Annotated in this window: 24 protein-coding genes and 4 pseudogenes; 18 read left to right on the top strand and 10 right to left on the bottom strand. The window is 60.0% G+C overall.

Annotated elements, in window-relative coordinates; all coding sequences use genetic code 11:
* The coding region (locus VMJ11_RS01340) for a 5'-nucleotidase C-terminal domain-containing protein (protein ID WP_325616136.1) at positions 1 to 717 on the top strand (717 nt) is incomplete at its 5' end.
* Between the two features lie 1108 nt (positions 718 to 1825).
* On the opposite strand, the gene VMJ11_RS01335 is transcribed toward VMJ11_RS01340, so the two are convergent.
* Positions 1826 to 2110 carry a 2Fe-2S iron-sulfur cluster-binding protein gene (locus VMJ11_RS01335; RefSeq protein ID WP_325616134.1) on the bottom strand — a complete coding sequence of 95 codons (285 nt, stop codon included), beginning with the start codon at positions 2108 to 2110 and terminating at the stop codon, positions 1826 to 1828.
* On the opposite strand from VMJ11_RS01335, the gene VMJ11_RS01330 reads away from it, so the two are divergent.
* The 5 genes and pseudogenes from VMJ11_RS01330 to VMJ11_RS01310 all read left to right on the top strand — a co-directional run.
* Positions 2088 to 2807: a Crp/Fnr family transcriptional regulator gene (locus tag VMJ11_RS01330; protein ID WP_325616132.1), complete on the top strand. Its 720-nt coding sequence runs from the start codon at positions 2088 to 2090 to the stop codon at positions 2805 to 2807. The genes VMJ11_RS01335 and VMJ11_RS01330 overlap by 23 nt on opposite strands.
* Before the next feature lie 104 nt (positions 2808 to 2911).
* Positions 2912 to 3280 (top strand): MCP four helix bundle domain-containing protein, encoded by a 369-nt coding sequence (locus VMJ11_RS01325; RefSeq protein WP_325616131.1) that lies wholly within the window; start codon positions 2912 to 2914, stop codon positions 3278 to 3280.
* Positions 3281 to 3455: 175 nt separating this feature from the next.
* Positions 3456 to 4241 (top strand): annotated as a pseudogene (locus VMJ11_RS01320) (methyl-accepting chemotaxis protein); the annotation flags it as partial.
* Between the two features lie 204 nt (positions 4242 to 4445).
* Positions 4446 to 5195 (top strand): enoyl-CoA hydratase/isomerase family protein, encoded by a 750-nt coding sequence (locus VMJ11_RS01315; RefSeq protein WP_325616129.1) that lies wholly within the window; start codon positions 4446 to 4448, stop codon positions 5193 to 5195.
* Between the two features lie 123 nt (positions 5196 to 5318).
* A pseudogene (locus VMJ11_RS01310) lies at positions 5319 to 5609 on the top strand (acyl-CoA dehydrogenase); the annotation flags it as partial.
* Here VMJ11_RS01310 and VMJ11_RS01305 read toward each other — a convergent pair.
* Positions 5599 to 5706 (bottom strand): annotated as a pseudogene (locus VMJ11_RS01305) (c-type cytochrome); the annotation flags it as partial. The pseudogenes VMJ11_RS01310 and VMJ11_RS01305 sit on opposite strands and share 11 nt — an antisense overlap.
* Between VMJ11_RS01305 and VMJ11_RS01300 the strand changes: the two are divergent.
* From VMJ11_RS01300 to VMJ11_RS01280, 5 genes are all read left to right on the top strand, one after another.
* Positions 5683 to 6186 carry a disulfide bond formation protein B gene (locus VMJ11_RS01300; RefSeq protein ID WP_325616127.1) on the top strand — a complete coding sequence of 168 codons (504 nt, stop codon included), beginning with the start codon at positions 5683 to 5685 and terminating at the stop codon, positions 6184 to 6186. The pseudogene VMJ11_RS01305 and the gene VMJ11_RS01300 overlap by 24 nt on opposite strands.
* A 232-nt stretch (positions 6187 to 6418) precedes the next feature.
* A complete protein-coding gene (locus VMJ11_RS01295; protein ID WP_325616125.1) occupies positions 6419 to 8164 on the top strand; it encodes a LuxR C-terminal-related transcriptional regulator in 1746 nt (581 codons plus the stop codon).
* 439 nt (positions 8165 to 8603) lie between these two features.
* Positions 8604 to 11420, top strand: a complete 2817-nt coding sequence (locus VMJ11_RS01290; protein WP_325616122.1) for a YadA-like family protein — start codon at positions 8604 to 8606, stop codon at positions 11418 to 11420.
* 86 nt (positions 11421 to 11506) lie between these two features.
* Complete coding sequence (locus VMJ11_RS01285) at positions 11507 to 11851, top strand: hypothetical protein (protein ID WP_325616120.1); 345 nt, start codon at positions 11507 to 11509, stop codon at positions 11849 to 11851.
* 80 nt (positions 11852 to 11931) lie between these two features.
* Positions 11932 to 12501 (top strand): hypothetical protein, encoded by a 570-nt coding sequence (locus VMJ11_RS01280; protein ID WP_325616118.1) that lies wholly within the window; start codon positions 11932 to 11934, stop codon positions 12499 to 12501.
* A 187-nt stretch (positions 12502 to 12688) separates the two neighbouring features.
* Here VMJ11_RS01280 and VMJ11_RS34385 read toward each other — a convergent pair whose 3' ends face one another.
* Together VMJ11_RS34385 and VMJ11_RS34380 are read right to left on the bottom strand one after the other, a co-directional pair.
* Complete coding sequence (locus tag VMJ11_RS34385) at positions 12689 to 12862, bottom strand: hypothetical protein (protein WP_414694265.1); 174 nt, start codon at positions 12860 to 12862, stop codon at positions 12689 to 12691.
* Between the two features lie 142 nt (positions 12863 to 13004).
* Positions 13005 to 13256: pseudogene (locus VMJ11_RS34380) on the bottom strand (carboxymuconolactone decarboxylase family protein); the annotation flags it as partial.
* Between the two features lie 206 nt (positions 13257 to 13462).
* On the opposite strand from VMJ11_RS34380, the gene VMJ11_RS01270 reads away from it, so the two are divergent.
* From VMJ11_RS01270 to VMJ11_RS01260, 3 genes are all read left to right on the top strand, one after another.
* Complete coding sequence (locus VMJ11_RS01270) at positions 13463 to 14371, top strand: LysR family transcriptional regulator (RefSeq protein WP_325616114.1); 909 nt, start codon at positions 13463 to 13465, stop codon at positions 14369 to 14371.
* 174 nt (positions 14372 to 14545) lie between these two features.
* On the top strand, positions 14546 to 15559 hold the full coding sequence (locus VMJ11_RS01265) for an aldo/keto reductase (protein ID WP_325616112.1): 1014 nt from the start codon (positions 14546 to 14548) through the stop codon (positions 15557 to 15559).
* A 129-nt stretch (positions 15560 to 15688) separates the two neighbouring features.
* Positions 15689 to 15847, top strand: coding sequence for an SDR family NAD(P)-dependent oxidoreductase (locus tag VMJ11_RS01260; protein WP_414694264.1), 159 nt, complete (start codon positions 15689 to 15691; stop codon positions 15845 to 15847).
* Between the two features lie 77 nt (positions 15848 to 15924).
* Here VMJ11_RS01260 and VMJ11_RS01255 read toward each other — a convergent pair whose 3' ends face one another.
* Positions 15925 to 17718 (bottom strand): radical SAM protein, encoded by a 1794-nt coding sequence (locus tag VMJ11_RS01255; protein ID WP_325616110.1) that lies wholly within the window; start codon positions 17716 to 17718, stop codon positions 15925 to 15927.
* A 1819-nt stretch (positions 17719 to 19537) separates the two neighbouring features.
* Entirely contained in the window at positions 19538 to 19741 is a 204-nt protein-coding gene (locus VMJ11_RS01250) for a cold-shock protein (protein ID WP_028207638.1), read from the bottom strand.
* 1013 nt (positions 19742 to 20754) lie between these two features.
* Between VMJ11_RS01250 and VMJ11_RS01245 the strand changes: the two genes are divergently transcribed.
* The gene (locus tag VMJ11_RS01245) at positions 20755 to 21039 is read left to right on the top strand and encodes a hypothetical protein (protein WP_325616142.1); all 285 of its coding nucleotides are present in this window, start codon (positions 20755 to 20757) and stop codon (positions 21037 to 21039) included.
* Between the two features lie 91 nt (positions 21040 to 21130).
* On the opposite strand, the gene rpsU is transcribed toward VMJ11_RS01245, so the two are convergent.
* The 4 genes from rpsU to infA all read right to left on the bottom strand — a co-directional run bounded on the left by rpsU (position 21131) and on the right by infA (position 22672).
* Positions 21131 to 21343, bottom strand: a complete 213-nt coding sequence (gene rpsU / locus VMJ11_RS01240; RefSeq protein WP_325616106.1) for a 30S ribosomal protein S21 — start codon at positions 21341 to 21343, stop codon at positions 21131 to 21133.
* Positions 21344 to 21491: 148 nt separating this feature from the next.
* Positions 21492 to 21707 (bottom strand): hypothetical protein, encoded by a 216-nt coding sequence (locus VMJ11_RS01235; protein WP_325616105.1) that lies wholly within the window; start codon positions 21705 to 21707, stop codon positions 21492 to 21494.
* Positions 21708 to 21790: 83 nt separating this feature from the next.
* Positions 21791 to 22081: a hypothetical protein gene (locus VMJ11_RS01230; protein WP_325616102.1), complete on the bottom strand. Its 291-nt coding sequence runs from the start codon at positions 22079 to 22081 to the stop codon at positions 21791 to 21793.
* Between the two features lie 324 nt (positions 22082 to 22405).
* Positions 22406 to 22672, bottom strand: a complete 267-nt coding sequence (infA, locus tag VMJ11_RS01225) for a translation initiation factor IF-1 (protein ID WP_325616100.1) — start codon at positions 22670 to 22672, stop codon at positions 22406 to 22408.
* 655 nt (positions 22673 to 23327) lie between these two features.
* Between infA and VMJ11_RS01220 the strand changes: the two genes are divergently transcribed.
* From VMJ11_RS01220 to VMJ11_RS01210, 3 genes are all read left to right on the top strand, one after another.
* On the top strand, positions 23328 to 23645 hold the full coding sequence (locus VMJ11_RS01220; protein ID WP_325616097.1) for a hypothetical protein: 318 nt from the start codon (positions 23328 to 23330) through the stop codon (positions 23643 to 23645).
* A gap of 845 nt (positions 23646 to 24490) precedes the next feature.
* On the top strand, positions 24491 to 24790 hold the full coding sequence (locus tag VMJ11_RS01215; protein WP_325616094.1) for a hypothetical protein: 300 nt from the start codon (positions 24491 to 24493) through the stop codon (positions 24788 to 24790).
* A 73-nt stretch (positions 24791 to 24863) separates the two neighbouring features.
* Positions 24864 to 25112, top strand: coding sequence for a hypothetical protein (locus tag VMJ11_RS01210; protein WP_325616092.1), 249 nt, complete (start codon positions 24864 to 24866; stop codon positions 25110 to 25112).
* Positions 25113 to 25162: the final 50 nt, after the last annotated feature.

Raw genomic sequence — 25162 nt, 5'->3', positions numbered from 1 at the left:
ACAAAGGCGGACATCGGTTTCACCGCGAATGGGCTGATGCGGGCAGGTTTGAAGCGGGGCAAATCGGGCGTGCAAACCGTGTACGATGTGTTCTCGGTGGCGCCGCTAGGCGCCGGTATCGTTGATCGCACGGCCGGTAGCGCACTCGTTACCGCATGGTTCACTGGCCCCGAACTGAAGAACCTGCTCGAGTTTCTGCTTGTAGATAGCCCGGCTCACCCCGGGGAGTATTTTCCCCGTGCTTCCGGTATGCGATTTCGCTATGACCCGTCTCGTCCCAAGTTCGACGTCGTGACGGCGATCGAAATGGGAGACCTGGATCGCGGCTACCGCGCAATCAACCTTAGCGAGAAGGATGAAGGCTTGTACAGTCTGACCTGCCCCCTGTATCTGGGCTTGATCATCGTTGCCATTCCCAGGTTCACGAAGGGAAAACTCGTTCTTGAGCCCAAAAAGAAGGATGGTCAACCCCTCAAGTCAAGAATCGAGGCACTCGAAGACGTCCGCGGTGACACACCATATCTGTTGCCGCCACCGGGCAGACTGGACAGGAACGAAGTCGCCACTGTGGCTGATAGAGACGCGGTGCGCGAGATCAAGGAATGGCAGGCGATCATGGATCATCTCCGCAGTCTGCCCGTCAAGCGGAAAGGCGATCCGCCGATGATTCCGGTGGACGAGCGCGCTGCCGAGGTCCGGGCAATCAAAGTAGGCTGAGCGCGGCGCAGGCGAGGCCGAAAGTCGCAGTTACCTCGCATTCTCACGGCAGCTCCGGCCTGATCGACTACTGACGAGTCGGTGAGGGAAGGGCCGTTGTACTCAGGAGACGGTCGTCCCAGCCGAGGGCTGATGAATGTCGCGTTCGGGTCGTAAGTACGCATCCGCTGAAAGTGAGACCCGACATTCGCGGTCGTGGAGGTTCGAATGACGGGAGTGCAACCTGAAGCTGCCTCACGAATGGCGACACCTGAACGTCGGCAATGGCCGAATTCTGCGCGTAGCCCGTCCGCCAGGTTTCGGAGTAATGCGGCCGTCCCAACGGCAGGCTTCCTCCGGCGGTGAGCGCTGGTTGTGGCCAGTTGCAGCAGCAGGTGGCTGGCGGGCGCCGGCCGCACGGACCGGGGCACCTGCGGCGGCGAGGCGGGATGGGGCGCGTGGCCGGGAAGGGGCGCAACGTGGCGGCAGGGTGTCCTTCCCGTGAGAAGCGACGTTATCGTGGCCTGGCGAAGAATGCGCGCCGAGCCGTTATGCAAAACTCGATCTACCATTGTCGCCAGCCGGCAGATTGCAAGAGAACGAGGGTGCGTGCATTCGGCAAAGTACTGCCTGATATTGACAATGTTGATTCGAACGGGCTTGAGTGTTACTGCTCAACGTTTGTTTGGAACAGCGCCGCGGTGAGGTGATAGCGCGAAATGGTGCACCGGTTCAACATCCGGGCGTAAGGCCCACACGGCGGAGGACAAATGGTTTAAAGACTCGAATCTTGGAAGTTATATGGTTGATTGAACCCCCAGTTGAACCGGTTCCAGCCTACCGGATGGACCAGATCCGGAAGTTATTTGGTTGAATTTTCGGAAGCCAATCGAGTTCCTCTACAGTTCCGAAAACGTACTGAATAGCAACGCGGTGCTGCTTCGAGTTCGGGATGACCTTCAACACTCAACTGCGCATATTGACCCGCCCGGTAGCGGATCGCATTATCCAGTTCGACCGTGACCAGGCGGATGTCGGGATGTCGTGATTCAACAGCGTGATCGCCGTGATGCGGCCGGGGGGGTGATCAACGCCGCTTCTTCGATCGCTCCCGACAGCCCGGGAACGGCTAGCACGATGTCGCTTTGTGCTTCGCTTTGGCAGGCAGGTAGCCAAGCTGCAATGCGGCCGCGTCAACATGGTGGGAAATGTCGCGTTTCAGCCGAACCCGGCCGCGAACGAGGCGACAGCGGCACGAACCGCATTCACCCGTCATGCAGAGGTGTGGAATGCGTATGCCCTGCCGCACAGCGCCTTTGAGCAGGGTTTCACCGGGACGTATCCAGCAAGTGCCCGCGCTGTCTTTCACGTCGAGACGAAAGCTGCCCTTCGTGGCGTTGTCGCGTTCCGTCATCGTATTGTCTCCACCTTTCGTCGTCGTTGCGTCCGGCACGGTGTCGAGCGGCGTTTTTGCCGTGCTTGGCGAGGCGATGCGCGCGGAGCTGTTTGCGATAGGCACGCAAGTTCGGTACCGCCCGGGGCAGCAGATTCACCGACAAGGCGACCGCGATCGCTCGCTCCGTTTCATTCTGGAAGGCAGCGTCAGTTTCAGCCGCCTCGACAGTGAGGGGCGGCAGGTGAATGTCGCCGTTTTCGGCCCCGGGGAGTCGTTCGGCGAGTTGCCGTTGTTGACGGGGCGTCCGCGTACGCACGATGCCGCGGCTGTGGGCAACGTCCGGTTGCTGAACATTCCCGATGCCCGCTTTCGCGACCTGCTGAACCGCAAGCCCGAGCTGCGTGACCGGTTGCTCGCCAAACTGGCAGAAAGGCCCATTCATGCCGCGGACCGGCTCGATAGCGCGCTGCGGCTGTCGGTGCCGCAACGCGTCGCGCAGTTCATCGTTGCGGAGGTCGAACGTAGCGGGGGCGGATTGTCCGTCGACATTCGACAAACGGATATTGCGGATGCCCTCGGCGTGACGCGCGAGGCAGTCGCCGCGGCCTTGTGGCGTTTCCGTGAACAGGGTTGGCTCGAGACCCGTTACCGCGCGATTGAAGTGCGGGATCTCGAACGTTTGAAGTCGGCATTCGCGAGCGGCGCTCCGGCTTAAGAACCCGCGGCGCGACGTACGCCCCCCATTTAGGAATGGGCTGGTTGACGCTGGCGATGATATAAGAATCACCGATTTTTCCGGCCTTACCGGAGAAGGCTTCCGTGCATGGCCACGCCGCGGCTTCAACAGACGTCGTGGATCGTGTGAGCGAAAGCAACGTGAACGCTATCCATTCAAGCGGGGCGCGAATGACGCTTAAAAAGAAACTTGTGCTGGCATTCTGCGCGCTCGTCGTGCTGCTGTTTGTCGTTGGAGCCGCGGGGGTCCATGACACGCGAAGCATCAACGCCAATACCAGGGATATCGCCACGAACTGGATGCCATCCGTGAAGGTGCTGGCGTCGATTCGCGGCGCGTTGAACACGGGACGAAGGGTGGAGGCCGACCATCTCATCTCGGGCGATAACGTCAAAGATAGGGGGGAGCGGAGGAAAGGATCGCCAAGGTACGCGACGAACTCGCAACGTTGATGGCTTCCTACGCGAGCATGGTGACCGCTGGGCAAGAGCAACAAGCATTCGATCGCCTCAAGTCCGACATGGACGTGTACTTCGGCACGGTGGAAAGCTTTTTGCCATTCTCCCGAGAGGGGACGGCCCACGCACAGGACGCCATTGCCTACTATCGGACCGCCGATCGCCAGGCGTTCGGCGCGTGCGCATCAGTTCGGAGACGGTAGCTTCGGCAAGCGCTCAGATCGCGTCGGGCAACGTCGATTTGTCGGGGCGCACGGAGAGCCAGGCAAGTGCGCTCGAAGAGACCGCTGCTTCGATGGAGGAGCTCGGCTCGACCGTGACCCGGAACGCCGACAACGCGATCCACGCCAACCAGCTTGCGCATGATGCTTCGCGGGTTGCGGTTCAGGGCGGCGAGATCGTGTCTGGTCGTCGGTACGATGAAGGGCATCACCGAGGCAAGCCGCAGGATCGCCGACAGCATCAACCTGATCGACGGCATCGCGTTTCAGACCAACATCCTCGCGCTCAACGCGGCTGTCGAGGCTGCGCGGGCCGGCGAGCAGGGCCGCGGCTTCGCGGTGGTGGCGGGCGAGGTGCGCGGTCTCGCGGGACGCACTGCCGAGCCCGCCAAGGAGATCAAGGCTCTGATATCGGATAACGTTGAACGTGTCGAACAGGGCAGTGTCCAGGCTGATCTGGCTGGCGAAACAATGGCGCACTGTCGTGCGCAGCATTCAGCGCGTGACCGAAATCATGGGCGGGCGAGATCAGCGCGGCGAGCGGCGAGCAGAGCGCCGGCGTCGTGCAGATCGGTTCGGCCATCGCGCAGATGGACCGCGCGACCCAACAGAAGGCGGCGCTCGTCGAGCAGAATTCGGCAGCGGCTACGGCGTTGCGCGATCAAGCGAGCAGCCTCGTCGGCGCGGTGTCGGTTTTCACGCTTGACCCCGTCGACGCCGGCTCGCCTGGGTGATGTCCGGTCGCGCGCGGCATAGATTCCGAGCGCGCGTCCCGTCCCGTCCAAAAAAGGAAGGGGCGCACGGACTGTGGCGCCCTAGACTCGACCGCGTACGTCGGGATTCGACGTCAATGGAAACGGCTTCACAACGCGGCGCTGATTTAGTGCGCGGCGCAGTCAACAGGCGCAGTTAGCAGTCGTAGGTCACGCGCTCCGGACTTGCTGCTCGACGTCGCCGACAAGGTCGCGACGGTGACCATCAATCGTCCAGACAAGGGCAATGCGCTGGCTCCCGGCGTGCTCGAGGAAATCATCGACGTTTTCGCGGGAGTCGGTGAGCGCGAAGATGTCAACGTAGTCGTTCTCAGAGGCGGCGAGCGCTATTTTTCGGCGGCCTTCGATCTCAACGAAATCCGCAAGCTCGAGAACGTTTCCAATGAAGCGTACACCGCACTTTTTCACCGTGCGTACCGGGCGATCCTCTTCTGCCAGCCCGTGATCGCCGCAGTCGGTGGTCCGGCCATCGCCGGTGGCTTCGATCTCACGATGATGTGTGACATCCGCTACGCGTCGAGCCGCGCGAAGTTCGGTCAGCGCAAAGTAGTGCTGGCGCTGACGCCGGTGCTCGATCCGCTGTGGCGCATCATCGGGCTCGGCCGGGCAAAGGAAGTCGCGCTCACAGGCCGAATTTACAATGCAGAGGAAGCCGAACGAATGGGCTATGTGAGCCGCGTTTATCCGGAAGGCGAACTGCTCGCATCGGTGCAGGCCATCGCGACGGAAATGGCCGGTTATGACCGCATGTGCCTGCTCGAAACGAAACGCCTCTCGAATCAACTGCTGAACCTCGACCTCGATGGCGCGATGCGCACGCAGGAGTGGCTGTTCCACACATATATCGGCTCGCAAGAAAATCATCAGCGTATCGACGCGCAGCAAGCTCGCCTCGCCGCCGAGCGGCGCAAGTAAGCGCACCGCGTCCCCTAACACCGACAACACAGGAAATACGAGGCGATGAATGTACTGATCGTATACGCGCATAATGAGCCCCAATCGTTCAATGCATCCATGAAGACCCTCGCCGTCGAAGAACTGAAGGCGCAAGGGCACGACGCGCTCGGCGGCATGCAGTTGCCGCTCGTGGTCGAGAAGGCGGGCTTCGCGTGGATCAACGCGGCGAACATCGGCACGGCGACCTTTCCTTTTCTCACCATCGGCAATGCGAATCTGCTGCTCGCTCACGGCACGCGCGCGCAGATCGACACGTTCGTGCGTCCGGGACTGGAAGGCCGCTATTGCGGCACGATGTGTCTGTCCGAGCCTCAGGCTGGCTCGTCGCTCTCGGACATCACGACGCGCACGGAGCACGAGGGCGACTCGCCGCGGAGGTCACATAGCGGCCGGGATAGGACGTAAGTGGCGGCGCCAATCCGTCCTGCCCCTTGCCGCCTGCCTGGTGGCAGACTGCGCAGCGCGCGTTCGAAGGTGGCTTTGTCTGCGCGGTTCGGCGCGATCTGAACCACATCCTCATAGCGGGCGAGTTGAGTCAAAATGCGAGAATCATTGCTCTCGACACGCTTCGCCACGCCTTCTTCTGCACGCCATCGAAGCAGCGTTCGCCAGAGTTGGTTGGGCGACGAAGCACTCTACCCTGAGTTCGGTGGATGCCCGACTCTCCGGATTGCGGAGTGACCTCCTCGGTCTGATCTGCCTCGCACCGCTGGGTGGCGCCTTGTACTTCCGGTATGTGGAGGGACAAGCCCCATGCCTGCGGTGCATCCTGCAGCGCTATGCCTACATTCTGATCGCCATCGTCGTTTTCTTTGGTGCGCAGATGGCGAACCGGCGTGGCGTGCGGGCACAAGGAAGGGCGCACGGGCTGCCCGGCAGATTCGGGGGAGATACCAATACAGTAGCTGTCATCTGCTGCGAAGCAATATCAGCAAGCGCCCAGTCATAAAAACCAGAATGCATAGGGCGCGTCGTGTCGCGAACGCTGCGAATTTCACGTGGCAATTCAGCGTTTGGCGGACTCGCAATAACAGTGATTTTGACAATCTCCGTCATATCAGTACGGTGAAACGGTCTCGACAGCATTGTTTCGCTAATATGTCGACACGCCACCGTGACTTCTGCCAGGTGGCGCTTCCAGGATGCCCGAAGTGCGCCGTACCGTCCACGGAGGATGAAGCATGGCAAGAGTCGTTATCGCAAGCGGTCGGCCTGTCGAGCTGAGTGCGCTCGCTGATATCGTGCGCGCGGCGGGGCACGAGGTGGTGGGCGAGGCGGATACGGGACGCAAGGCACTCCTTTTCGTGCGTGACGTGATGCCCGAACTCGTCATGATTTCGACCGATCTACCCATGTTCAATGCGCCCGACTTCATGCGGCGTCTCGGCGCGATTGGTCCAAAAAAGAGGACTCGGACGCTGCTCTATGGCGATGCGGATGCCAAGTTGCTTGTTCAAGCATGTTATGACGCCGGCATAGATGGGTTCGTCGGTCGCCATGAGAACGTTGACGAGCTTCGGAGGGCCGTGACCGCCATTCTCAGCGGCCATCGCTATTTTCCGAGCCGTGAAATTCTGGTGGGCGGCAGGCGTAAGCCTGAGGGGAATTCGAATCCCCTTGCGGTATTGACGGAGCGCGAACTGACCGTCATGGCTTATCTCGCGCGCGGAATGGGCAACAGCCAGATTGCCGAGGAGCTCGCGCTGAGCCACAAGACCGTGAGCGCGCATCGAAGCCGCCTGAGCAGAAAGCTCGATGTGCGCTCGATCATCGATCTGGCGCAGCTGGCGCGACGCTATGGTCTTGTGGGCGAAAATGAAGCGTCCGGCATTGGCGCAGCACAGCCACCTGATCTTTCCGAGCGGGAAGCGACGCTCCTGCGCAAGATGCTGGACGGGACGCCGCTTCCGCTTCACCTGCGCGACACGGAGGGGCGCCTTGTGTCGTGCAACCAGGCTTTCCTGGATATGCATCACATGACACTCGCAACGGCGATTGGCACGCACTTTTCCGACCTCACGAGTTTCGATGCAGTGGTGGGGCGCGATCTGGACGCGCGGTACCGGACCTATCTCGCTGAGGGCAGACCCGTCAGCGGGGACCGGAAGTGGGTGCGGAACGGCAAGCAGGTATCCACTCACATCTGGATGACGCCGTATCGGAACGGGCGGGGCGAGTTGCTTGGCATGGTATGCGGGTCGATCGACCTGACCGGGCGCGAAGATCTCGTCAGCCTGCTGGCGCTGCAACGCGATAGCGCGGAGGCATTGGCGAATAGCATAGGACATCTGCTCGAAGCGCTTTGCGACGAGTTGACCCCGGCCAGTGCGCTTTTGAGGGAATTGCGCAGCGCGCTTGACCTCGAAGAGAAGCACAAGAACCCCGAGCTCGACAAACGGGCCGAGTTTGTTGGCGAACGGCTGGAGCGGATCGCGCTCGCCGTCAAGGACCTGCTCGCACTCCAGTATGGCTCGCGCGTACTCGTTTTCAGCGAGATGTCGCCGGAGTTCGCCGTTCGGGAGGTCGTAAACGCCGCGCAGCCTGCCGCTCACGCACGTGGCTGCGTGCTGAAGCTGGCTACCACGCCGGACGCAGACAAGTCCGTGTTGCTCGATCGGGAGCGATTTTCCAGAGTATTTCATCTGCTTCTCGGACGCCAGGTGGTCGCGGGTACGGGCGGCAGGATTGATGTCGCCATTGACGTGCAGGACTGGTCGCCCGACACGCGTCGTCTGACTGTCGAGATCAGCCAGGCAGCCGGCGGTGATGTGCCGCAACATAACGGGGCGCTCGGCGAGGCGGGAAGCCAGCTCGCGTGGCTGCTTTGCCGGCGATACGTTGAACTCATGCACGGTTCGCTGACGATGGACGATTGGAAACATGGTGGTCCGCGCGTCACGATGAGCCTGCTAGTTCCCGCCGCATGACACTGTAGCGCAAGCCAAGGAGTTCGACCGGCGCCCCTGCGGGCGCCCCGCTGTCGCTCGGTCGTGTGATCCAGCCCTGGTGCTAAAGCATTTGCCCGCAGGGACGAGGGCGTCACGTCTCGACTCATCACCACGTCATCGCTATGCGCGGCTCGATCCGCGCGCTTAAGCATTTTCTGCGACCCATTGCAGCCTTCGCCCAATTTCAGTTAGACGCCTGCGGTGCGATCCTCTATCTCAAGGATCGAACGAGCGATTTGCACTGCGCAAGTGTGGCGTTCGGTCGCAGTGATGGACGTACGAGTTGAGCGGGCTTCCTGATCCCGGTACTGAATTATGTAGTTAGTAATCCATATCAAATCGCACTCCGTCGTCGCAAGGTGTTGGACGGACAAGCTAGATGTTCAATGCCGCTAGATATTTCATCGGAGCAAGCGTCGTGAACAAGATCTATCGACTGGTATGGAGCAGAAAACTCAACGGTTTCGTGGCGGCGAGCGAATCATCGAAGGCAAACGGGAAAGGATGCGGACAACGCGGCAGCAAGACAAGCGCCCTTCGAAACGTGTCGTTCGGCGGTGTGGTCGCTTCGCTCGTGCTGGCCGCTTCACCATTTCTCACGCAGAACGCATTCGCCGGTGCGGGCATCTTCATCAACGATGGCAACGACAACGGCTGCACGCTCATCACGGATGAACAATACAACCTGCCGACTGGAACGACGGTAAACGGCACGACGACGTCGTTCGGCACGAACAGCAAGCTTCGCAACATCGTTTCGAATGCGCTTTGCCTTTCGGGAGACAAAGCGTCGCAAACCAATCGCGCACTGTTTTATAGCGACACAGTTGCCGGTGCGACGGCGGCAAGCACGTCGCTGTCGCTCGGTGGCGAGTTGTACGTCAATGGCGGCAATCTCGGCGTGGGTGGCGGTCAAACCGGTGCGGTGGCCGACAGCATGCGCATCGGCAGTACTGCGACATTGAACGGTACTTCGGGTGCGCGCTCGCTGGCGATTGGCGGTGGAAGCGTGCCAACGGTGGCGTCGGGCACCGATTCGATCGCGGTGGGAACCGGCGGGACCGCGAGCGCCGCATCGGCCGTCGCGATCGGCGCCGGTGCAAGCGCGAGCCAGGCGCAGAGTGTCGCGCTAGGCGCGGGTTCGGTCACAGCCGAAGCTGTGAGGACCCCGGGCGCGACCATCGCCGGTAACACCTATAGTTTCGCGGGTGCCAACCCCAGTAGCACGGTCAGCGTGGGCGCTGCGGGCAGTGAGCGCACCGTCACGAACGTGGCCGCTGGACGATTGAGCCAGACGAGCACCGATGCCGTGAACGGCTCACAACTCTACGCAACCAACCAGGCGCTCGAACTGCTCGACGGTTCGATCAAGAATGTCGCCAGCGATGCATTGATGTGGGACCCTGCCGCGAACAATGGCTCAGGTGCTTATAGCGCGCGCCATGGCACGACGGGCAGCAACAGGATCACTAACGTTGCCGATGGCAGCGACCCGACCGACGCGGTCAACGTCGAGCAATTGAACGCAGCGACCTCCCAGCCGATTACGTTCGCGGGCAATACCGGCTCGACGCCGCGCAAGCTCGGCGAAACCATGAACATCATCGGAGCGGCATCGACCGCTGGCACGTACTCGGGCGGCAACCTCAATACCGTGGTCGATGCCAATGGCGATATGCAACTGCAGATGGCGGATTCGCCAAAGTTCGGCACGGTCACCATCAACGAAGGCGGCACCGGCAAGATCACCGGCGTCGCCGACGGAACCGACGGCAGCGACGCGGTGAACAAATCGCAACTGGACGCGGTGAATACCGTGGCGAACGCGGGCTGGAACATCCGCGCCAATCGGGGCCCGTCAGACAACATCGCTCCTGGCGACACGCTTAGTGTGGTTGACGGCAGCAACACGACCGCGAGCTACGATCCGCAGACGAAGAGCCTGAAGATCGACGTTTCCTCCGACCCGTCATTCAACTCGGTGACGACAGGCAACACGGTCATCAACAACGACGGCGTCGCCATCAACGGTGGTCCAGGCATGACGACCAGCGGTATCGACGCCGCCGGCCGGAAGATCACGAACGTTGCGGACGGCGATGTGAGCGAGAACAGCAAGGACGCCGTGAACGGCTCACAGCTGTACGCAATCAACAGTACGATCAACAACATCAATACGGGCGGCGGAATCAAGTACTTTCATGCGAACTCATCGCTGCCGGACTCGCAGGCGATCGGCGCGAATTCGGTTGCTGTGGGTGGCGCGGCGAACGCGAGCGGCGCGGGTTCGATGGCGCTCGGCACGAACGCAACGGCGAGTGCGGATAATGCCGTCGCGCTAGGCGCCGGGTCAACGGCGAACCGCGACAACACGGTTTCGGTTGGCGCGGCGGGAAGCGAACGGCAAATCACCAACGTCGCCGCTGGTACGGCGGACACCGATGCCGTCAACGTCTCGCAACTGAAGAATGCTGGCCTCGTGAACGGCGACGGGACCACGAACACTGCGGTCACTTACGGCACAAATCCCGACGGCTCGACCGACTACAGCACTGTCACGCTCAACGGCGGGTCGGGCGGCACACGAATTCACAACGTAGCGGCAGGCAGTGACGGCACGGATGCCGTGAACGTGGACCAGCTGAACAGCGCGCTAAGCGTCATCAACAATTCGATGGTGAGCGCATCGAACCCGATGTTTACCGCGAACGGCAACCGGCAAACCGAGGCGGCGAGCGCCAGGGGGGCACACTCCACGGCGATGGGCGCGAACGCTACGGCCAATGCGGACAATTCAGTCGCACTCGGCGCGGGCTCGGTCGCGAATCGCGCAAACACGGTGTCGGTCGGTGATGTCGGCAGTGAACGGCAGATCACCAACGTCGCCGCGGGCACGCAAGGCACCGACGCCGTGAACCTGAATCAACTCAACGCGGCATCCACGCAGGCGCAGCAGTACACGGACCAGCAAATCGGCGGCATGCGATCGACGATCAACGACGTTGCACGCAATGCTTATTCCGGCGTAGCCGCAGCAACCGCGCTTTCGATGATTCCCGACGTCGATCTCGGCAAGACGATTGCGGTTGGAATTGGAACGGCGAACTACAAGGGATACCAGGCCACGGCGATCGGCGCCACCGCGCGCGTGAAGCAGAACGTGAAGGTGCGCGTGGGCGCGGGATTGAGTTCTGGCGGCACCACGGTGGGTGTAGGTGCGTCGTATCAGTGGTAGGCAGATGTTTGAACGCAGTGTTCCGGTTCGTATTCGCGCAAGGCGGATAACGAGAACGCCAGGCGACGAATACCAAACGATCAGAGATGCCGTGGCATGGTCCGGCACCAAACAATGTTAGCGAGAAAATGATGAATATCCGAATCCTTCTTGTTGCCGCGTGCATGACGATGGCCGCGGGTTGCTCGACAGCGTCGGGTCCGACGCACAACACCGACACCATCAAGTTGCAAGGTGGCACGCAAATCTATCGAGTGCAATGCCAGGGACTTTTTGAAAGTAGCAAGACGTGCATGAAGCAGGCAGAGAAGATCTGCGGTGACCAGAATGTGCGCGAGCTGTCGTCTCTCCAGCCTGCCACGGTCGATTCGAAACCCGAAGCAGACAAGCGGGAGATTACCTTTAGCTGCGAGGCGCCCACCACCAACTGATGGGTTTCACTGGCCGGTAGACGCGTATTGTCACGCCAGAACAGGCGGGCATTCAATCGAATATATTTTAGGAGTTCAAAATGAAGATTTCCACTTTTGCAGCCACACTGTTGATCGGTATGACCGTTGCGGCAACGGCTGGGGCTCACGACACGCTGAGCGCTTCGACCCGCCAGGTCGTTGCGCAGTCCCCCGCCATTGCGATCCGTGCTGAGGTTCTCTCGGTCGATCGCGCCGGGAACACCATGACGGTGGGGGGGCCAATGGGCAACCTGGTGCAGATGCCGCTCGTCATGTCGCAGCGGGCCGGTAGGCCCGTGGCCGCGGGTGACAAGATCGACATGCAATACAAGGATGCGGTGGCCGTAGACATGCAGAAGCTGGATGGGTCGCCGAGCGGGATTCGCAAGCGTGTCGACACCGGCGTTCTCGTGCCGCAGACGAACGGCTATGAAGTTGCGCACCAGGTCGAAGTCGAGGCGACGGTCCAGGACGTCAACCTGAAGGACCGCCGGCTCAAACTGCGCGGCCCGTACCAGCCCGTGACGGTCGAGGTTGCAAAGGGCGTGGACATGGAGCATGTGCGCCCGGGTGACACAGTGCGACTTGTATTCGTATCGACTTACGCGGTAAGCGGGGCTCGTGGTTAGGCGCTTTGCTTGCCCTCGGTCGTAGGCACCGCGATGATCACCTCGCAGTGCCGTCGTCCGCAAAGCGCACTCATCGAAGACAATCAACATGTCCAACCGGGACCTTGACGTGCAGAATTCCCCATTCGCAAACACATTGGCGGAATTCATGCCGCATCCTCCCTGTTCGCTCGCTCGACACGAAGCCTCAGCCTGACATCCGATGGCGAGATCTATCTTGCAACCTTGCAGTATCCGAGCTGGTCGCGCAGTAACTGAATGCCGAGAATTTGTGCGGCATTGTGACAAGCAGGCCGTCGACATTTCCGGTCAGTGTCAGGGCGTGCATGACCGCGTCCAGGTTGTCTTTGGCTACCTGCATAGGGAGGCACAGGGCGTTGTGGCCCCGTGCTTTCGTGCTGGGCCTCTGCCGCCTTGTCGACTGGCAGAAGCTCAACCGCCGCAGGCGGGAGTTGCGTCACCGTCATCCCACGTCTCTCGAAAACGGCGCTCGTTACCTTCACGGCCGCGGTCGCTGTGGGCCACCCGGAGTAAAAGGCGAGATGCGTGATGATTTCCGAAATCTCGCTTGGCTGGAGGCCGCTGTCGAGGGCGAGATCGAGATAGAACGGTAACTCTGTGCTCTGATTGCGCGCAATCAATACTGACAGCGTGACGATGCTGCGATCCCGTGCGCAGAGTTGCGGACGTTTCCACAGATTGCCCAGCACCACATCGTTCGTATAGCGCTCAAGGGCAGGTGAAACGGTGTCCATTCCGGCGAGAAGGTTGACGGAGGACGCGTGATCCAGACTTTCCACACCAGTTTTCCTTTCGAACTGAGAATAGGCGCTGTGCTTTGACATCCGATCGCAGCAGGGCCACAGGGTGGCCCGGCGATGCGCCGCATCGGAAATCTAACGTACCCCTCATCATCGACTAGGCGCTAGAATCAGCAAACACCTATGAAACGAGCTCATCAATGCGTCGCGAAAGCTACAACGACCTGCTTGCTCTGATTGCCGTCGCGCGCGAGCGCAGCTTCACGCGTGCTGCCGCTCAACTTGGCGTATCGCAATCGGCCTTGAGCCATACGATTCGCGCACTCGAAACCCGGCTCGGCATGCGGCTACTGACCCGAACCACGCGCAGTGTCGCGCCAACGGAAGCAGGCGAACGCCTCATTCGGGTCATCACACCCCGCTTTGAAGAGATCGATTCCGAACTGGCGGCTGTGACAGAGTTTCGGGACAAGCCGGCGGGCACGATCCGCATCACGGCCACCGATTACGCGACCGAGACGGTCCTATGGCCCCGGTTAGCGCCCGTCTTGCATAAATATCCAGACCTCAAAGTGGAGATCATCACCGACTATGGCCTCTCCGATATCGTGGCGGATCGATACGACATCGGCGTTCGCCACGGCGACCAGGTAGCGAGAGACATGATCGCAGTCCGTCTGGCGCCCGAAATGCGCATGGCAATCGTCGGGGCGCCGGAGTACATGAAGACGCGTGCGAGTCCCAAAAAGCCCCAGGATCTGACTGCGCACAACTGCATCAATCTGCGTTTGCCGACGCTGGGCGGCTTTTACGCATGGGAGTTAAAGAAAGGCCGCCGAGAAGTGCAGGTGCGCGTGGACGGACAACTCGCTTTCAACGGGACCTACCCGATGCTGGCTGCCGCGTTGTCGGGATATGGCCTGGCTTACGTTCCGGCAGACCTCGCCCAGCCGCATGTCGAAGCAGGTCGCCTCGTGAAGGTTCTGGAAGACTGGTGCCCCACCTTTCCGGGGTTGCACGCCTGCTATGCGACCCGACGCGAATTCTCGCGAGCGATGACCGTGATCATCGATGCGATCCGCTATCGTGAAGAAAAGTCCAGGGACTGACACGCGATTCATGAATTCAGTTCATGGGAGTTTGCCGTTTTACTGGCTTTATCACTAGATACCATCGACCTATCATCCTCGATGCGGACGGCGATCGAAGCGCCGGCTGACGCGCCCTTTCCGGCGTGAATGTTCTGGCTAACCGCGGGCCCAGCCTGCATGGAGATGTTGAGAATGGACTATCGGTATCTGGGGCGCAGCGCCCTCAAGGTGTCGTCCCTCTGCCTGGGTGCAATGATGTTTGGGGGCGAAACGGACGAAGCGACCTCGCGCCGGATCATCGACAAGGCTTTCGACCAGGGCGTCAATTTTCTCGACACCGCCGATGTCTATCACGCAGGCCGGTCTGAAGAAATCGTCGGTCGGGCCATCGCGCAACGAAGGGACGACTGGATCGTCGCAACCAAGTTTGGCTACCCCGCGTCGGCAATGGCGCGTCCGAACGAACAGGGGCAGTCACGCAAGTGGATTTTCCAGACGGTCGACGCCAGCCTGAAGCGTCTCGGCACTGACTACATCGACGTTCTCTACTTTCACCGCTCCCTTGTTGACGCGCCGCTCGAAGAAGGGGTTCGGGCAATCGGCGACCTCATTCGCCAGGGCAAGGTGCGTTACTTCGGCCTGTCCAACTTCCGCGCCTGGCGTATTGCGGAGATCGTGCGCCTGAGCGATCAGCTCGGCATTGATCGTCCCGTTGCAATCGAACCGGTTTACAACATGGTCGACCGCACGGCCGAAGTCGAACTGATGCCTGCTGCCGGGCACTATGGCATTGGCGTCGTGCCCTACAGCCCGCTCGCGCGAGGTGTACTGACCGGCAAATATGCACTCGACGGCGCACCGCCTGCCGACTCCCGTGTTGCGCGCGGTGACAAACGTATTCAGCAGACCGAATGGCGCCCGGAATCCCTCGCCATCGCACAGAAAGTCGCGGCGTATGCCGCTGAGCGAGGAACCACCTCCATTGCGTTCGCCATTGCGTGGGTACTCAGGAACACGCTTGTGAGTTCCGCCATCGCGGGGCCACGCACGCAAGCGCATTGGGACAGTTACGTCGAGGCGCTGTCGCTGCAACTGGGACCGGACGACGAAAAGTTTGTCGACAGTCTGGTTTCTCCAGGCCATGCATCGACGCCTGGTTATACGGATCCGAACTATCCCATCGAAGGCCGACGCGTAGACGGTTGATCGGGCAGCACGCGCATCAGCGTGGTTCCGGCGCACGGAGCCGCTTCTCCGTGCGCCATGAGCAATCGCCGCGCAAGCGGCGCGTAGCCTCGCTCAGGACCGTATCCGTACACGTGGAGAGAGCTGATTGTGAATATATCTTTTGAGAACAAGGTCGCACTCGTCACGGGTGCGGGCTCCGGGCTTGGTCTCGCGACGGCCAGGGCGTTTGCTTTGTCGGGCGCATCGGTCGTGCTGGCAGACTGGGATGGTGAGACCGTGCGCCCGGCGACTGCATTCGGTCAGTAAAAGCGAAGTCGGCTGCTCGCAGCCGAGGGTATGGCTTGCTCACTTGACACCGCGCCCGCCGATGTGTGTCGACGATATCACGCTGTAGACGGGCCCGATGACCGGATGGCAATACGCCGGTGGTGGACAGCCAGCGCTGCCTCGCCGCCGCTTGTGGCGTGAAAGAGTCCCAGCTGCTCGAACTCCTCTTCCTGCAGCGGCGTGATGGCAATATCCGTGTAGGCGGATCGCTCCGGTGCCTTTATGACTTCCCTGAGGATAGCCTCTGTCCTGAGGTAGAAGCGCAGATATTTTATCGCCTTGACAGCGGTCTCACTCCAGTAGCGCGGATAGAAGCGAAGCGGCGATTCGACCGGTAGCCCCCAACGGCGGTCGCGGCGGTGTTTCATCCGCAGGGCTCCCCCTTCGAGCGGATGCACACCCTCGTGTTCGATCATCAGTCTGAACCAGGCGATTGTTCGCATGATCGTCTTCGGTCGGCCGTTCGGGATCTGCGCTGCCCGCTTGACGATCGTGCGGATGTGCTCATACGAATAGAACGTGCTCCAGGCGCACCGATACGCTTCTTCCCATTCAGCGTCCGACATTTTCGGGTGGTGCGTGACCCGGTGGTTGGTGTCGTATTTGTTGATGTCCGGATCCATCCACTCAGCGTTCCTTATCATCGTCTGATGATCCTCTGAGCCCGGAAGCGGGGTGAGCATGAAGAATTCGAGAATGTCGATTGGCAATTCACGCTTGATGATATCGATGTCGCGCAGGATCGATTCTTTCGTGTCCGCCGGGAAGCCGATGATATAGCCAGCGTAGGTAATCGCGCCGTGGGTGCGCCACTTCTGCAGCATGGCGCGGTATTCGGTAATCTTGTTCTGCCGCTTCTTCGCCGCGATCAGATTCTCGGGATTGATATTCTCGAGCCCGATGAACACGCGACGCACACCCGCGCGCGTTGCTTTTTCGATAAAGCCTGGAATCTTGTGACAGAGCGTGTCGACCTGGATCGTGAAGCCGCAGTGAATGCCTTCCTTTTCCCGAAGTTCGATGACGCGGTCGAGAAGGACCTCCCAGTCGTGGTTGCGGGCGAAATTGTCATCCGTAACGAAGAACCGGTCGATGCCCTGCGTTGCGTTCTCGCGGATGATTTTCTCGAGATCGTCGGGGGTGCGAAAGCGGCTCTTGTGACCCTGCACGTTGATGATGGTACAAAACGAGCACTGATACGGGCAGCCACGACCAAGGTCAACCGAGGTATAGGTGCCGGCCGTGCGTTCGATATGCTTGCGCGGCAAGAAGGGCTGGGGAGCGCCTTCGAGCGTGGGTAACGTGTCCATGAAGTTGTACAGGGGCTTCATTGCGCCATTCCACGCATCGAGAAGGACTTCATCAAGACGCCGTTCCTCGGCCTCCCCAGCGAAGAGCGCCACACCCATTGCTTGAGCCTCCTTAAGCTCAGCGGGCATCTCGGGCAGCATGGAGATGCAGCCAGAAACGTGGAAGCCACCAATCGCAACCGGCAAGCCTGCGGCACGGAACTGGCGGGCGAGGTCGAGTGCGCGCGGATACTGGTTCGACTGGACACCGACCAGACCAATCATCGATCTCCCACCCTTTGTCTTCAGGTCACGAATGATGCGCTCTGGCCACACCCGCTGGTTGGTTTCATCGTATGTCTCGACCTCAAAATGCACGCCAGGGCCCAGCAGCTTTCGCTCTCGCGCGTCATCAGCGAGCGCATACATACAAGCGAGTGTATTGGAGGGCATGACGGAGCGGAGCCACTGGATCGGGTAGCCGTCATCGTCGTAATGGGTCGGCTTGATGAGAACGAGGGAGAATCGGGAACTGTCAGGAATCGAGTACATCGTGCCCATGCTCTGTAGCCCCTGTCTGGAATTCACAAAACTGTGAAGGTCGTCCGTCTTCAGAAAATCGGAGATGGAGCGTGAACTGGCAAGCACTACAACAACCCGCATCCTACCCGCCTGGACCCCTGCTGTGTTTACAATGTCGCAGGCGCCAGGTTTCGAGGATTGGGATGCTGTTTGGATCGACGCAGTTGAGTTGCAGATTCAACTTACATTCGCGGTGGGGTTGCCAGCGCCATCGTCTTGATGCCTAAGACATCATGGCACCCCTGCGCGCTAATCGAACGACTGCTGAATATCATAAGTAGTCCGATTCGATATCCCTATTTTTCCGTTGTACGCACTCTCGTATAAGCCGCGGGATAGCGGCGAGCCGTATACCGCACCTCGGCCGCATGCGTGAAGCTGCCGGGGTTGGCAGCCGGCCGAACGTCTGAACGGCGTCGAGGTCGAGCCGGCGAGGCGGCTGGCATATTGTCTGGAAAGGCTTCGAGTTTGCCGCCGGGCGGTCAGTTCAAAAACTCCGTATTTGTGGTATCAATCGGTATAAACCCGATAAATGCAAGTGGTGCTCCTCGGTACACTGCGACCGTTGGTTTGGTAACATAAGCGTTTTCCCTGATTACAATTGCGCCGAGCGCTAGTCAGCACACCGCCGTTGGATGTGATAATCGCCCTTGCGCAGGGGATTCGTGAGCTATGCCGGACGGGCATACCAGTATCGCTAATTCGGTATTTGCATATGCGTTTGTCTCGCACGAAACTGCCAGCACCAAAGGCAGTTGAATCCTCCCGTGCGAGAAAGTTAGATGTCTACACCTTACGACGAATGAGATGTTGTGATTGGCCGATCAGCTACGCCGATCTAGAGCCCTACTACAATCGCGTCGACAAATTCCTCGGCGTTGCGGGTCTGGGTGGCGATCCGGCTTATCCGGCGCTGGACTATGAAATGCCGCTTCATCCTCTTGGTCGGGCTGGTATGCGTGGTGCCGCGGGAATGAACAAGCTCGGATGGCATTGGTGGCCGCGCTCCCAGGCCATCCCCAGCGCGAAGTTTAAGGAAATGGCGAAGTGCGTGAGATGGGGCGTCTGCGAGACAGGCTGCCCGGCCGGCGCCAAAGCGTCATTGCGCGCTGCGCTTGATATCTGCAGACAGGCGATCGAGCATGTCGAACTCCGCATCATGTGCAGAAGGTTAGCTGGCCGGATGCCCTGCCATGCTCTCGGGACCATCATGGATCGAGTTTTCTCTCAACGTGGTTTGGAAATTCACGTGAGGCTGACATGCTACGATGGGGCAGGTCATAAGGAGGTGTGCTATGCGAAAGCCCGTTATAAGCCCTGAGGAGTTTGTCAACGAGGTCAATAGGCGGCTTCCAGACCACGATTGCTACACGACTGGTCTGCACATGTTTCTCTTGCCTCGGAATGGTCGGGCCGAAGATGCTGTCGGTATCGACTGGGAGCCTCGTACAGCACGCAATGCTGCTATCGCCATAGGCGAAACGCACCGCCAGGTTTCGGCAGAGTTCACGGTGAGCAAATATACAGGGGGGCTACACTGAGACGCGCGCCGTAGAGTAGAAGCACGCTTGTGACTGACCCTTTTTTGCGGGGAGTCCTGCCACTCTCGGGCGAGTCCAGCTTGCTGCAGATCGGGGATAAGGAACTGGTCACTCGCCTGAAGAGGCCGGCAAAACGGCATGTAGGCGATCGTCGGCGGGCAGCAGGTGGTTTTGCCACCTGGCACCGGTGACCAGTGGGCCCCGTTACGGGAGAGAGTCGGCAGTGCCGCCGTCGTGGCGGCACATGCACAGATGACTTACAGCGGGGTGATGTTGGATGCCTGCATGCCCTTGGGGCCGCGCTTCGTTTCGTAGCTGACCTTCTGGCCTTCTGCGAGGGTCTTGAAGCCATCGCCGCGAATTTCCGAGAAATGCGCGAACAGATCGTCGCCACCCGCGTCAGGCGTGATAAAGCCAAAACCCTTGCTGTCGTTAAACCACTTTACGGTACCGGTGTCCATGGAATTCTCCTGATTATGAACAGAGATAAAGGTGCGCTCCCGAAGAACGCGGGGAAAAAGGATCAAGGAGGGGAGAGGACAACGAGTACCGCAGTGTGCGGTGAATGATGAGCAGCAACCGCGCTTCTTGAAGATTTCAGTAGCGCACGATACCCGAGAGCGCGATAAAAGTCAAGGCATTTCCGTTTGACGCCGCCGCCGAGGCGCTTCGTGCGGCCGCCTTGTATGCAATGTCCGCATGCGGGGTGAATGCTCGCACACGCGCGGAGCACGCGACCGTGACGGCGAGTCGGTTCTTCCCATTTCGCTGCCCGCCACGCCAGATGGAAATTCGTATGGAATCCGAAGAAAACGAAGCGGAACCATTCGTGTGCGGCGATGGTTCCGGACGGTGACGACGTTGGAGCGGACGCCGGGAACCCGGAGGCAGCGAAGGCAGCCCGTCTCGGGCAACTGCGTGCTGCGGGATCATCCCGGTAACGCTGCAAAATTAAGGCCCTTTCGTGAGCGCTGAAAAATGCGCTGGCCCCGCGAGCAAGCTTCGTGCTTGACGTCGGTATGCGCTCACTAGCCGGAGATGCGCTTGTGCCTGCTGAACGTACACAACACAGCGCCCGAACTAACCGTTGGGGCAGGTCGATACCGCTCAGTGAATTCGATTCTGGCGGTAGTCTGCGTGTCCCCTACGCCGATCGTTTCAGGGTATAGTGAGTCGTCCCGCGTGGAGTGAGTAAAATGTCGACACACCCGCTTCTTCTCTACGAGGGGTAGAGCTTTATCCCCTTGTCTTCGCCCGCACGTGCAGTCGTTTTGACCGACATTCCATTACGCCGAAGGGTATGACATTGAGGCACACCAATCTTGCCCTGGAGCCATAGCATCCTCCGCCGCAAGCCGTGTTTCCAGGCCGAACCAACCGCACGTGCTCTCCGACTTCGGCATGGCAACGCGTGCCGCCTGGCAGCGGCGCGCGAAACTGAGCGCCCCCATTCTTCCGAGCTCGTATGGCCTCCATGCAAAGCGATCGCGACGCGATTCCGTACTACCTCGTTTTACGTGCCGGTTGTGCGCCCTATGTTCTGAACGCTCACCGCCACGTCCTGCGCCGCGAGGCAAGCCTTCTCCTGCGATCGTTCGCGAGAGCCCGCAGCGCGCCGACCTCAATCGCGGACGACGCGTGGAACGACTTCTCGGAACTGGAATCTGTTTCGATCCTCGAGCGCATCGACATGCGGGCCTACGCACTAGTTCAAGGGGCTGAAAGCGAGCATCAGCTCCGGTTACTGTCCGCCCTCTGACTGCATCAATTTGGGCATCCATTGCGGACAGTAAGCTCATCCATTAGTGCGCACGTTTTCCAGTCATGTCTGTGCGTCACGGCAGCCTGGTTTAGTACAGCTTTCTGGGCGGCAATGACCGCTTGATCTGTTTGCGCAGTCGAGCCACAGCCGCAGCTTTTTTTCTCTTGCGCTCTGCTGTCGGTGTTTCATAAGCCATCCTGGCGCGCAGTTCCTTTATCAGGCCGGTGCTCTCAATCGAACGGCGGAAGCGGCGCAACGCGACTTCCAGGGGTTCATTCAGCTTGGGGATTACAGTAGTCAATTTCTTTTCCTGGATGTGAGTTTGTGCTGTAAATCGTGCAAACGGTCGTGGCAGTGCGCGAGTCGCCTTTCGGTCGAAGCCGGCGCAGCGGTGGCACGTCACGAGGTGTTTTCTTCACATGAGTGAAGCCGTATGGCCGCGGGCTTCCTCAGCCAAATCGCCCGTCCAGCCACTCCCGTGCCCAGTTCTTCGCGTAGGCAATCGCGTCGTCGCGTACTTCGAAGCTCGCCAGATCGCCACTCAGATGAACGTCATATTCTCCGCCGTCAGCACGACTGCAGCTGATACGGGCATGGGCCATATACTCGCCGTCGGCGCGACGTGGGGTGGGGTCAATGAGGAACCGCGTTGAATTAAAGTGCATTGCTTTCTCGTATGCCTCCTGTCTTGCCGCATGCCTCACTGTGAACGTTTGCCAGTGCGGCGCGGTGCTCAAGGGACCGCGAATCACGGCTGCAGATCGAGCACTGTCGTGTTCTCTGGACAGGTGTCGATGAGGCGTACTGCATATGCAGTCGACGCCCGGCGTGCGTCACCGGCGTTCTGGAAGGGTGTTCTCTCGACAAGCCTGAATACGCGGCTGCGCGACGTCCCTTCTGAACTTTCCGGCTCCTGAATACGCACGGCAGCATCGAAACCTTCTTCGTAGTTGCGGCCGCCCCTCGCCCCGGTGGCGCGATGCGGATAGACCAGCGGGTAAATTTCGAGCCCACGGTAGAGACGGAAACCTGTTGTCATGGATTGCCTTTGCTGCCGCATCAGTACGCGGCGGATTGGGGGGGGGCGCGAGCGACTGAATCCAGTCTCTACACGGGTGGCCGCCGCTGTTCGGTCTGCGAAGAAAGTAAACGGCCCGAATCCCGCTGGAAAGGCGACTGGGGAGGCACCGGGAACGGCCGTAGAGCGATTGACGAGTTAATGCTACGCCGATTGTCGCCCTTGTACAGCTAAAGCTCTCTGATTCTCATCCCGGTCGCGAAGCGCGTGAGGCCAGTCGACGACGGCCATGCGCCTGGCGCGATGCCGGAGGCCGGGCCGCAGCCTACATCCTCGTCCGACAGGTCAACGACGGCGAAACGCGGCCCTTTGCGTTGCGCCGCCGCTGCGCTCGTCTTTGTGCCGAAAATTGATTCTTCCTTTCGTGAGGTCGTACACCGAGAGTTCCAGCGTGACCCTGTCCCCGGCAAGGATGCGGATGTGATTCTTGCGGATACGTCCGGACGCGTACGCACCCACGACGACGCCATTGTCGAGCGTGACGCGGTAGCGGCTGTCCGGAAGCACTTCCTCAACGATACCGTCGAGTTCCAGCAGTTCTTCTTTTGCCATTCAAGGGTCCTGGTTAATTTGCCAGACATCAATGCGCGATGCCTCGTCGAGAAGCAAGCTACGAGTGTTCACAGGCGCTCACCGCGCAATGGTGAGCAGCGCGCGGGCGGATGAGGCCTCGCACCGCGGGTGTCATGGCCGTCGCCCGGTTTGGGCGGCGAGTCTTGCGACAAGTGGATGAGTCAGACGCGGGAGCCAGCCATGCCGGTCCGATCGGGATAGGGATACGTCCAACGGATACTGTTATCGCCGGCCTCAGAGGGCGATCAGTCGGAGGAGGATTCGCTACGAGCCAACTGAGATCGTGTTGTGCCACGTACAGGGCGAATGAAGTTCTTATTGTAACCGAAGACGGCCATCTGCGCTGGATCTCTGACCAGCTCAGGTTCCAGCGGTTTCACTTATCGACCTCTCCGAATTTCCGACGCCACCTCTGGCAGTCCAGTTGTGATGCCGATCGCTGCGGTGCGGCCGGTGCCGGCGGAGGCTCTCTGTGGAACGCGCTGCCAGGAAAGCCGGACCCGGTAGCGTCTCCTATCGAGGTGATTCGCGAGTTCCTGCAGGACGCGCTCGCATGGCTAGACCAATAGCACCTCAGAACTATCCTGACCGCAACGGGGCTACACTGGAAGTGTGACGGAAACAGGAGATGGCCGTGACAGACTCTGACCCCCAAACCACGTTCCGAGGGCTACCGCTTACGTCGGAGCAGGATGCCGAAGTGCGGCACTATATCAAGGTCCGTACGCAGCACGGGTTGCCGTGGGACACGCCGGAACTGAGTGCGATGCTCAGGGATATGCTGCAGCCGCCGGGTTACGACAACGGCGATGTTGGCGCGGCGGCAGACGAAATGAATGCAGCCGCCGAACGCGCAACGGCGTCGGTTGACGAGGCGATGGACCCCATCGAGGCTGATGAGGAGCGGAATGCGGCGATGGAGTCGGAATGGATGAAAGGGCCAAAGCGATAGAGCCGAGAGCACTGGGGGCCGTTTCGTGGCGATAGCGCGCACGGGAGATGACGATGAGTTCCTCGCGGGTGCTGCGAGCATGGTCTCCATACTTGAGAGCGTATCTATCCTGGGTCGGAGTGCTGTACGAGAAACAGTAGATGCAACAGGAGAAAAAATCGGCATCCCGGAAATACGGAGCGACGAAGTAATTCAAATGAAGTTCTTTAGCGATGCTGATTTTTTCGGGTTCAAAAACCGATAAGAAGGTCGGGATATAAAGTCATCCAATGCTGCGGCAATCGTGTCGGCGCTGTCCGGCGGACAAGGCGTCCTTTAGCTGGGGGGGGGGCGTGGATGACCGCTGGGGTCGGCGTGACCGGGTTGCATGGGCCGCAACTGAATTGCCATCCTTCTTCGTAGTGCCTACCGCTTCCTGGCGTGGCAACTACGCGCTCGCTCGCAACACGGCGCGACAGTAAAACTGTTTTCAACCAGCATCGCGTGACCAATTGCAGTCGCGATGCTCACACCTCTTTTGCGTCGACGTCGCAGTAGTGACGCTTCGCCCTTAACTGCTCAGGAGAATTGATTGGCGTCCTCCGGACGTATACGGAAGAAATCATATCCACAGCCGGTGTAGCGAAACTTTCGCTGTACAAATAGCGGATTAGGCGTAGCATGGGGAAGTCAGTCAACCTGCGACCGATCCCAGCGCCTCTCCTGCAGCCTCTTCTACAGGGATCGAGCTGCCTCCCTCCAGTGCAGACCTCCTCAAGACGGCGACCGCGCGGCACGATGCCGGTGCGGTCGCGCACGTCCTTACCGTATACGGCCGCGAAGCGCGCGGCGCCAGGAGAACCAACATGACCACTGCTTTCCGTCTCTACCGTGGGCTGGAAATTTATCCGCTGGTTTATCCGCATCGCCCGACGGAACCAGGCTTCGGTCACAACTACGACGAAGGGTTTGATGCAGCCGTTCGAATTCAGGCGTCGCAGGAGCCATCGGAGCCTGCTGGTAGCTTGCGCAGCCGGGTATTTGGACTCGTGGTCGACACGCCGTTCAGCAATGCGGGTGATGCACGTCGGGCGTCGATTGCCTACGCAGAGCGCCTGATCGATGCATGCTCACCAGGAGAAACCGTGCTTGATATGAAATCCTGATTATTTCGACCGCCGTGCCGGAACTTTCGATACACGCTTTAGCAGCGGGGTACAGCATCACTGGAGCTTTGGAATGAACAGAGACGAGCTGCTACAACGGATCAGAGTCAACGGTCTCGATGTAATAGCGGAGTTTCTTCCGGCTGGCGCCGATGGGGAGTTGAAGGGGCTTATGGGCGCGCATCGCCACGAGGTACACGCAGAGGCGTTCCGGATGTTTCTTTCGGTTCGTGCGCTGTTGCGTGAAAACGGTATGCCAAGCGTTGAGTCGGACTGCGAAGCGGGGCAGATCATGGCCCGGTTGAGCAGATGCGCAACCTGAGGCTCATGATGGAGAAGTCGTCAGCGGTAAACAGATGTCGCACGTAATTG

It is taken from the genome of Paraburkholderia sp., assembly GCF_035501035.1.
Classification (GTDB): Bacteria; Pseudomonadota; Gammaproteobacteria; order Burkholderiales; family Burkholderiaceae; genus Paraburkholderia.
Note: the sequence above shows the minus strand (reverse complement) of the source record. Positions and strands in the feature narration are given on the sequence as shown.

What these genes read in the sequence shown, in the direction of transcription:
- VMJ11_RS01280 (WP_325616118.1), top strand. Translation starts at nt 11,932, where the DNA reads ATGAAGATTTCCACTTTTGCAGCCACACTGTTGATCGGTATGACCGTT.
- VMJ11_RS01230 (WP_325616102.1), bottom strand. Translation starts at nt 22,081, where the DNA reads ATGACAACAGGTTTCCGTCTCTACCGTGGGCTCGAAATTTACCCGCTG.
- VMJ11_RS01265 (WP_325616112.1), top strand. Translation starts at nt 14,546, where the DNA reads ATGGACTATCGGTATCTGGGGCGCAGCGCCCTCAAGGTGTCGTCCCTC.
- VMJ11_RS01245 (WP_325616142.1), top strand. Translation starts at nt 20,755, where the DNA reads ATGCAAAGCGATCGCGACGCGATTCCGTACTACCTCGTTTTACGTGCC.
- VMJ11_RS01295 (WP_325616125.1), top strand. Translation starts at nt 6,419, where the DNA reads ATGGCAAGAGTCGTTATCGCAAGCGGTCGGCCTGTCGAGCTGAGTGCG.
- VMJ11_RS01270 (WP_325616114.1), top strand. Translation starts at nt 13,463, where the DNA reads ATGCGTCGCGAAAGCTACAACGACCTGCTTGCTCTGATTGCCGTCGCG.
- VMJ11_RS01235 (WP_325616105.1), bottom strand. Translation starts at nt 21,707, where the DNA reads ATGCACTTTAATTCAACGCGGTTCCTCATTGACCCCACCCCACGTCGC.
- VMJ11_RS01210 (WP_325616092.1), top strand. Translation starts at nt 24,864, where the DNA reads ATGAACAGAGACGAGCTGCTACAACGGATCAGAGTCAACGGTCTCGAT.
- infA (WP_325616100.1), bottom strand. Translation starts at nt 22,672, where the DNA reads ATGGCAAAAGAAGAACTGCTGGAACTCGACGGTATCGTTGAGGAAGTG.
- VMJ11_RS01255 (WP_325616110.1), bottom strand. Translation starts at nt 17,718, where the DNA reads ATGGGCACGATGTACTCGATTCCTGACAGTTCCCGATTCTCCCTCGTT.
- VMJ11_RS01335 (WP_325616134.1), bottom strand. Translation starts at nt 2,110, where the DNA reads ATGACGGAACGCGACAACGCCACGAAGGGCAGCTTTCGTCTCGACGTG.
- VMJ11_RS01215 (WP_325616094.1), top strand. Translation starts at nt 24,491, where the DNA reads ATGACCACTGCTTTCCGTCTCTACCGTGGGCTGGAAATTTATCCGCTG.
- VMJ11_RS01285 (WP_325616120.1), top strand. Translation starts at nt 11,507, where the DNA reads ATGCCGTGGCATGGTCCGGCACCAAACAATGTTAGCGAGAAAATGATG.
- VMJ11_RS34385 (WP_414694265.1), bottom strand. Translation starts at nt 12,862, where the DNA reads ATGCAGGTAGCCAAAGACAACCTGGACGCGGTCATGCACGCCCTGACA.
- VMJ11_RS01250 (WP_028207638.1), bottom strand. Translation starts at nt 19,741, where the DNA reads ATGGACACCGGTACCGTAAAGTGGTTTAACGACAGCAAGGGTTTTGGC.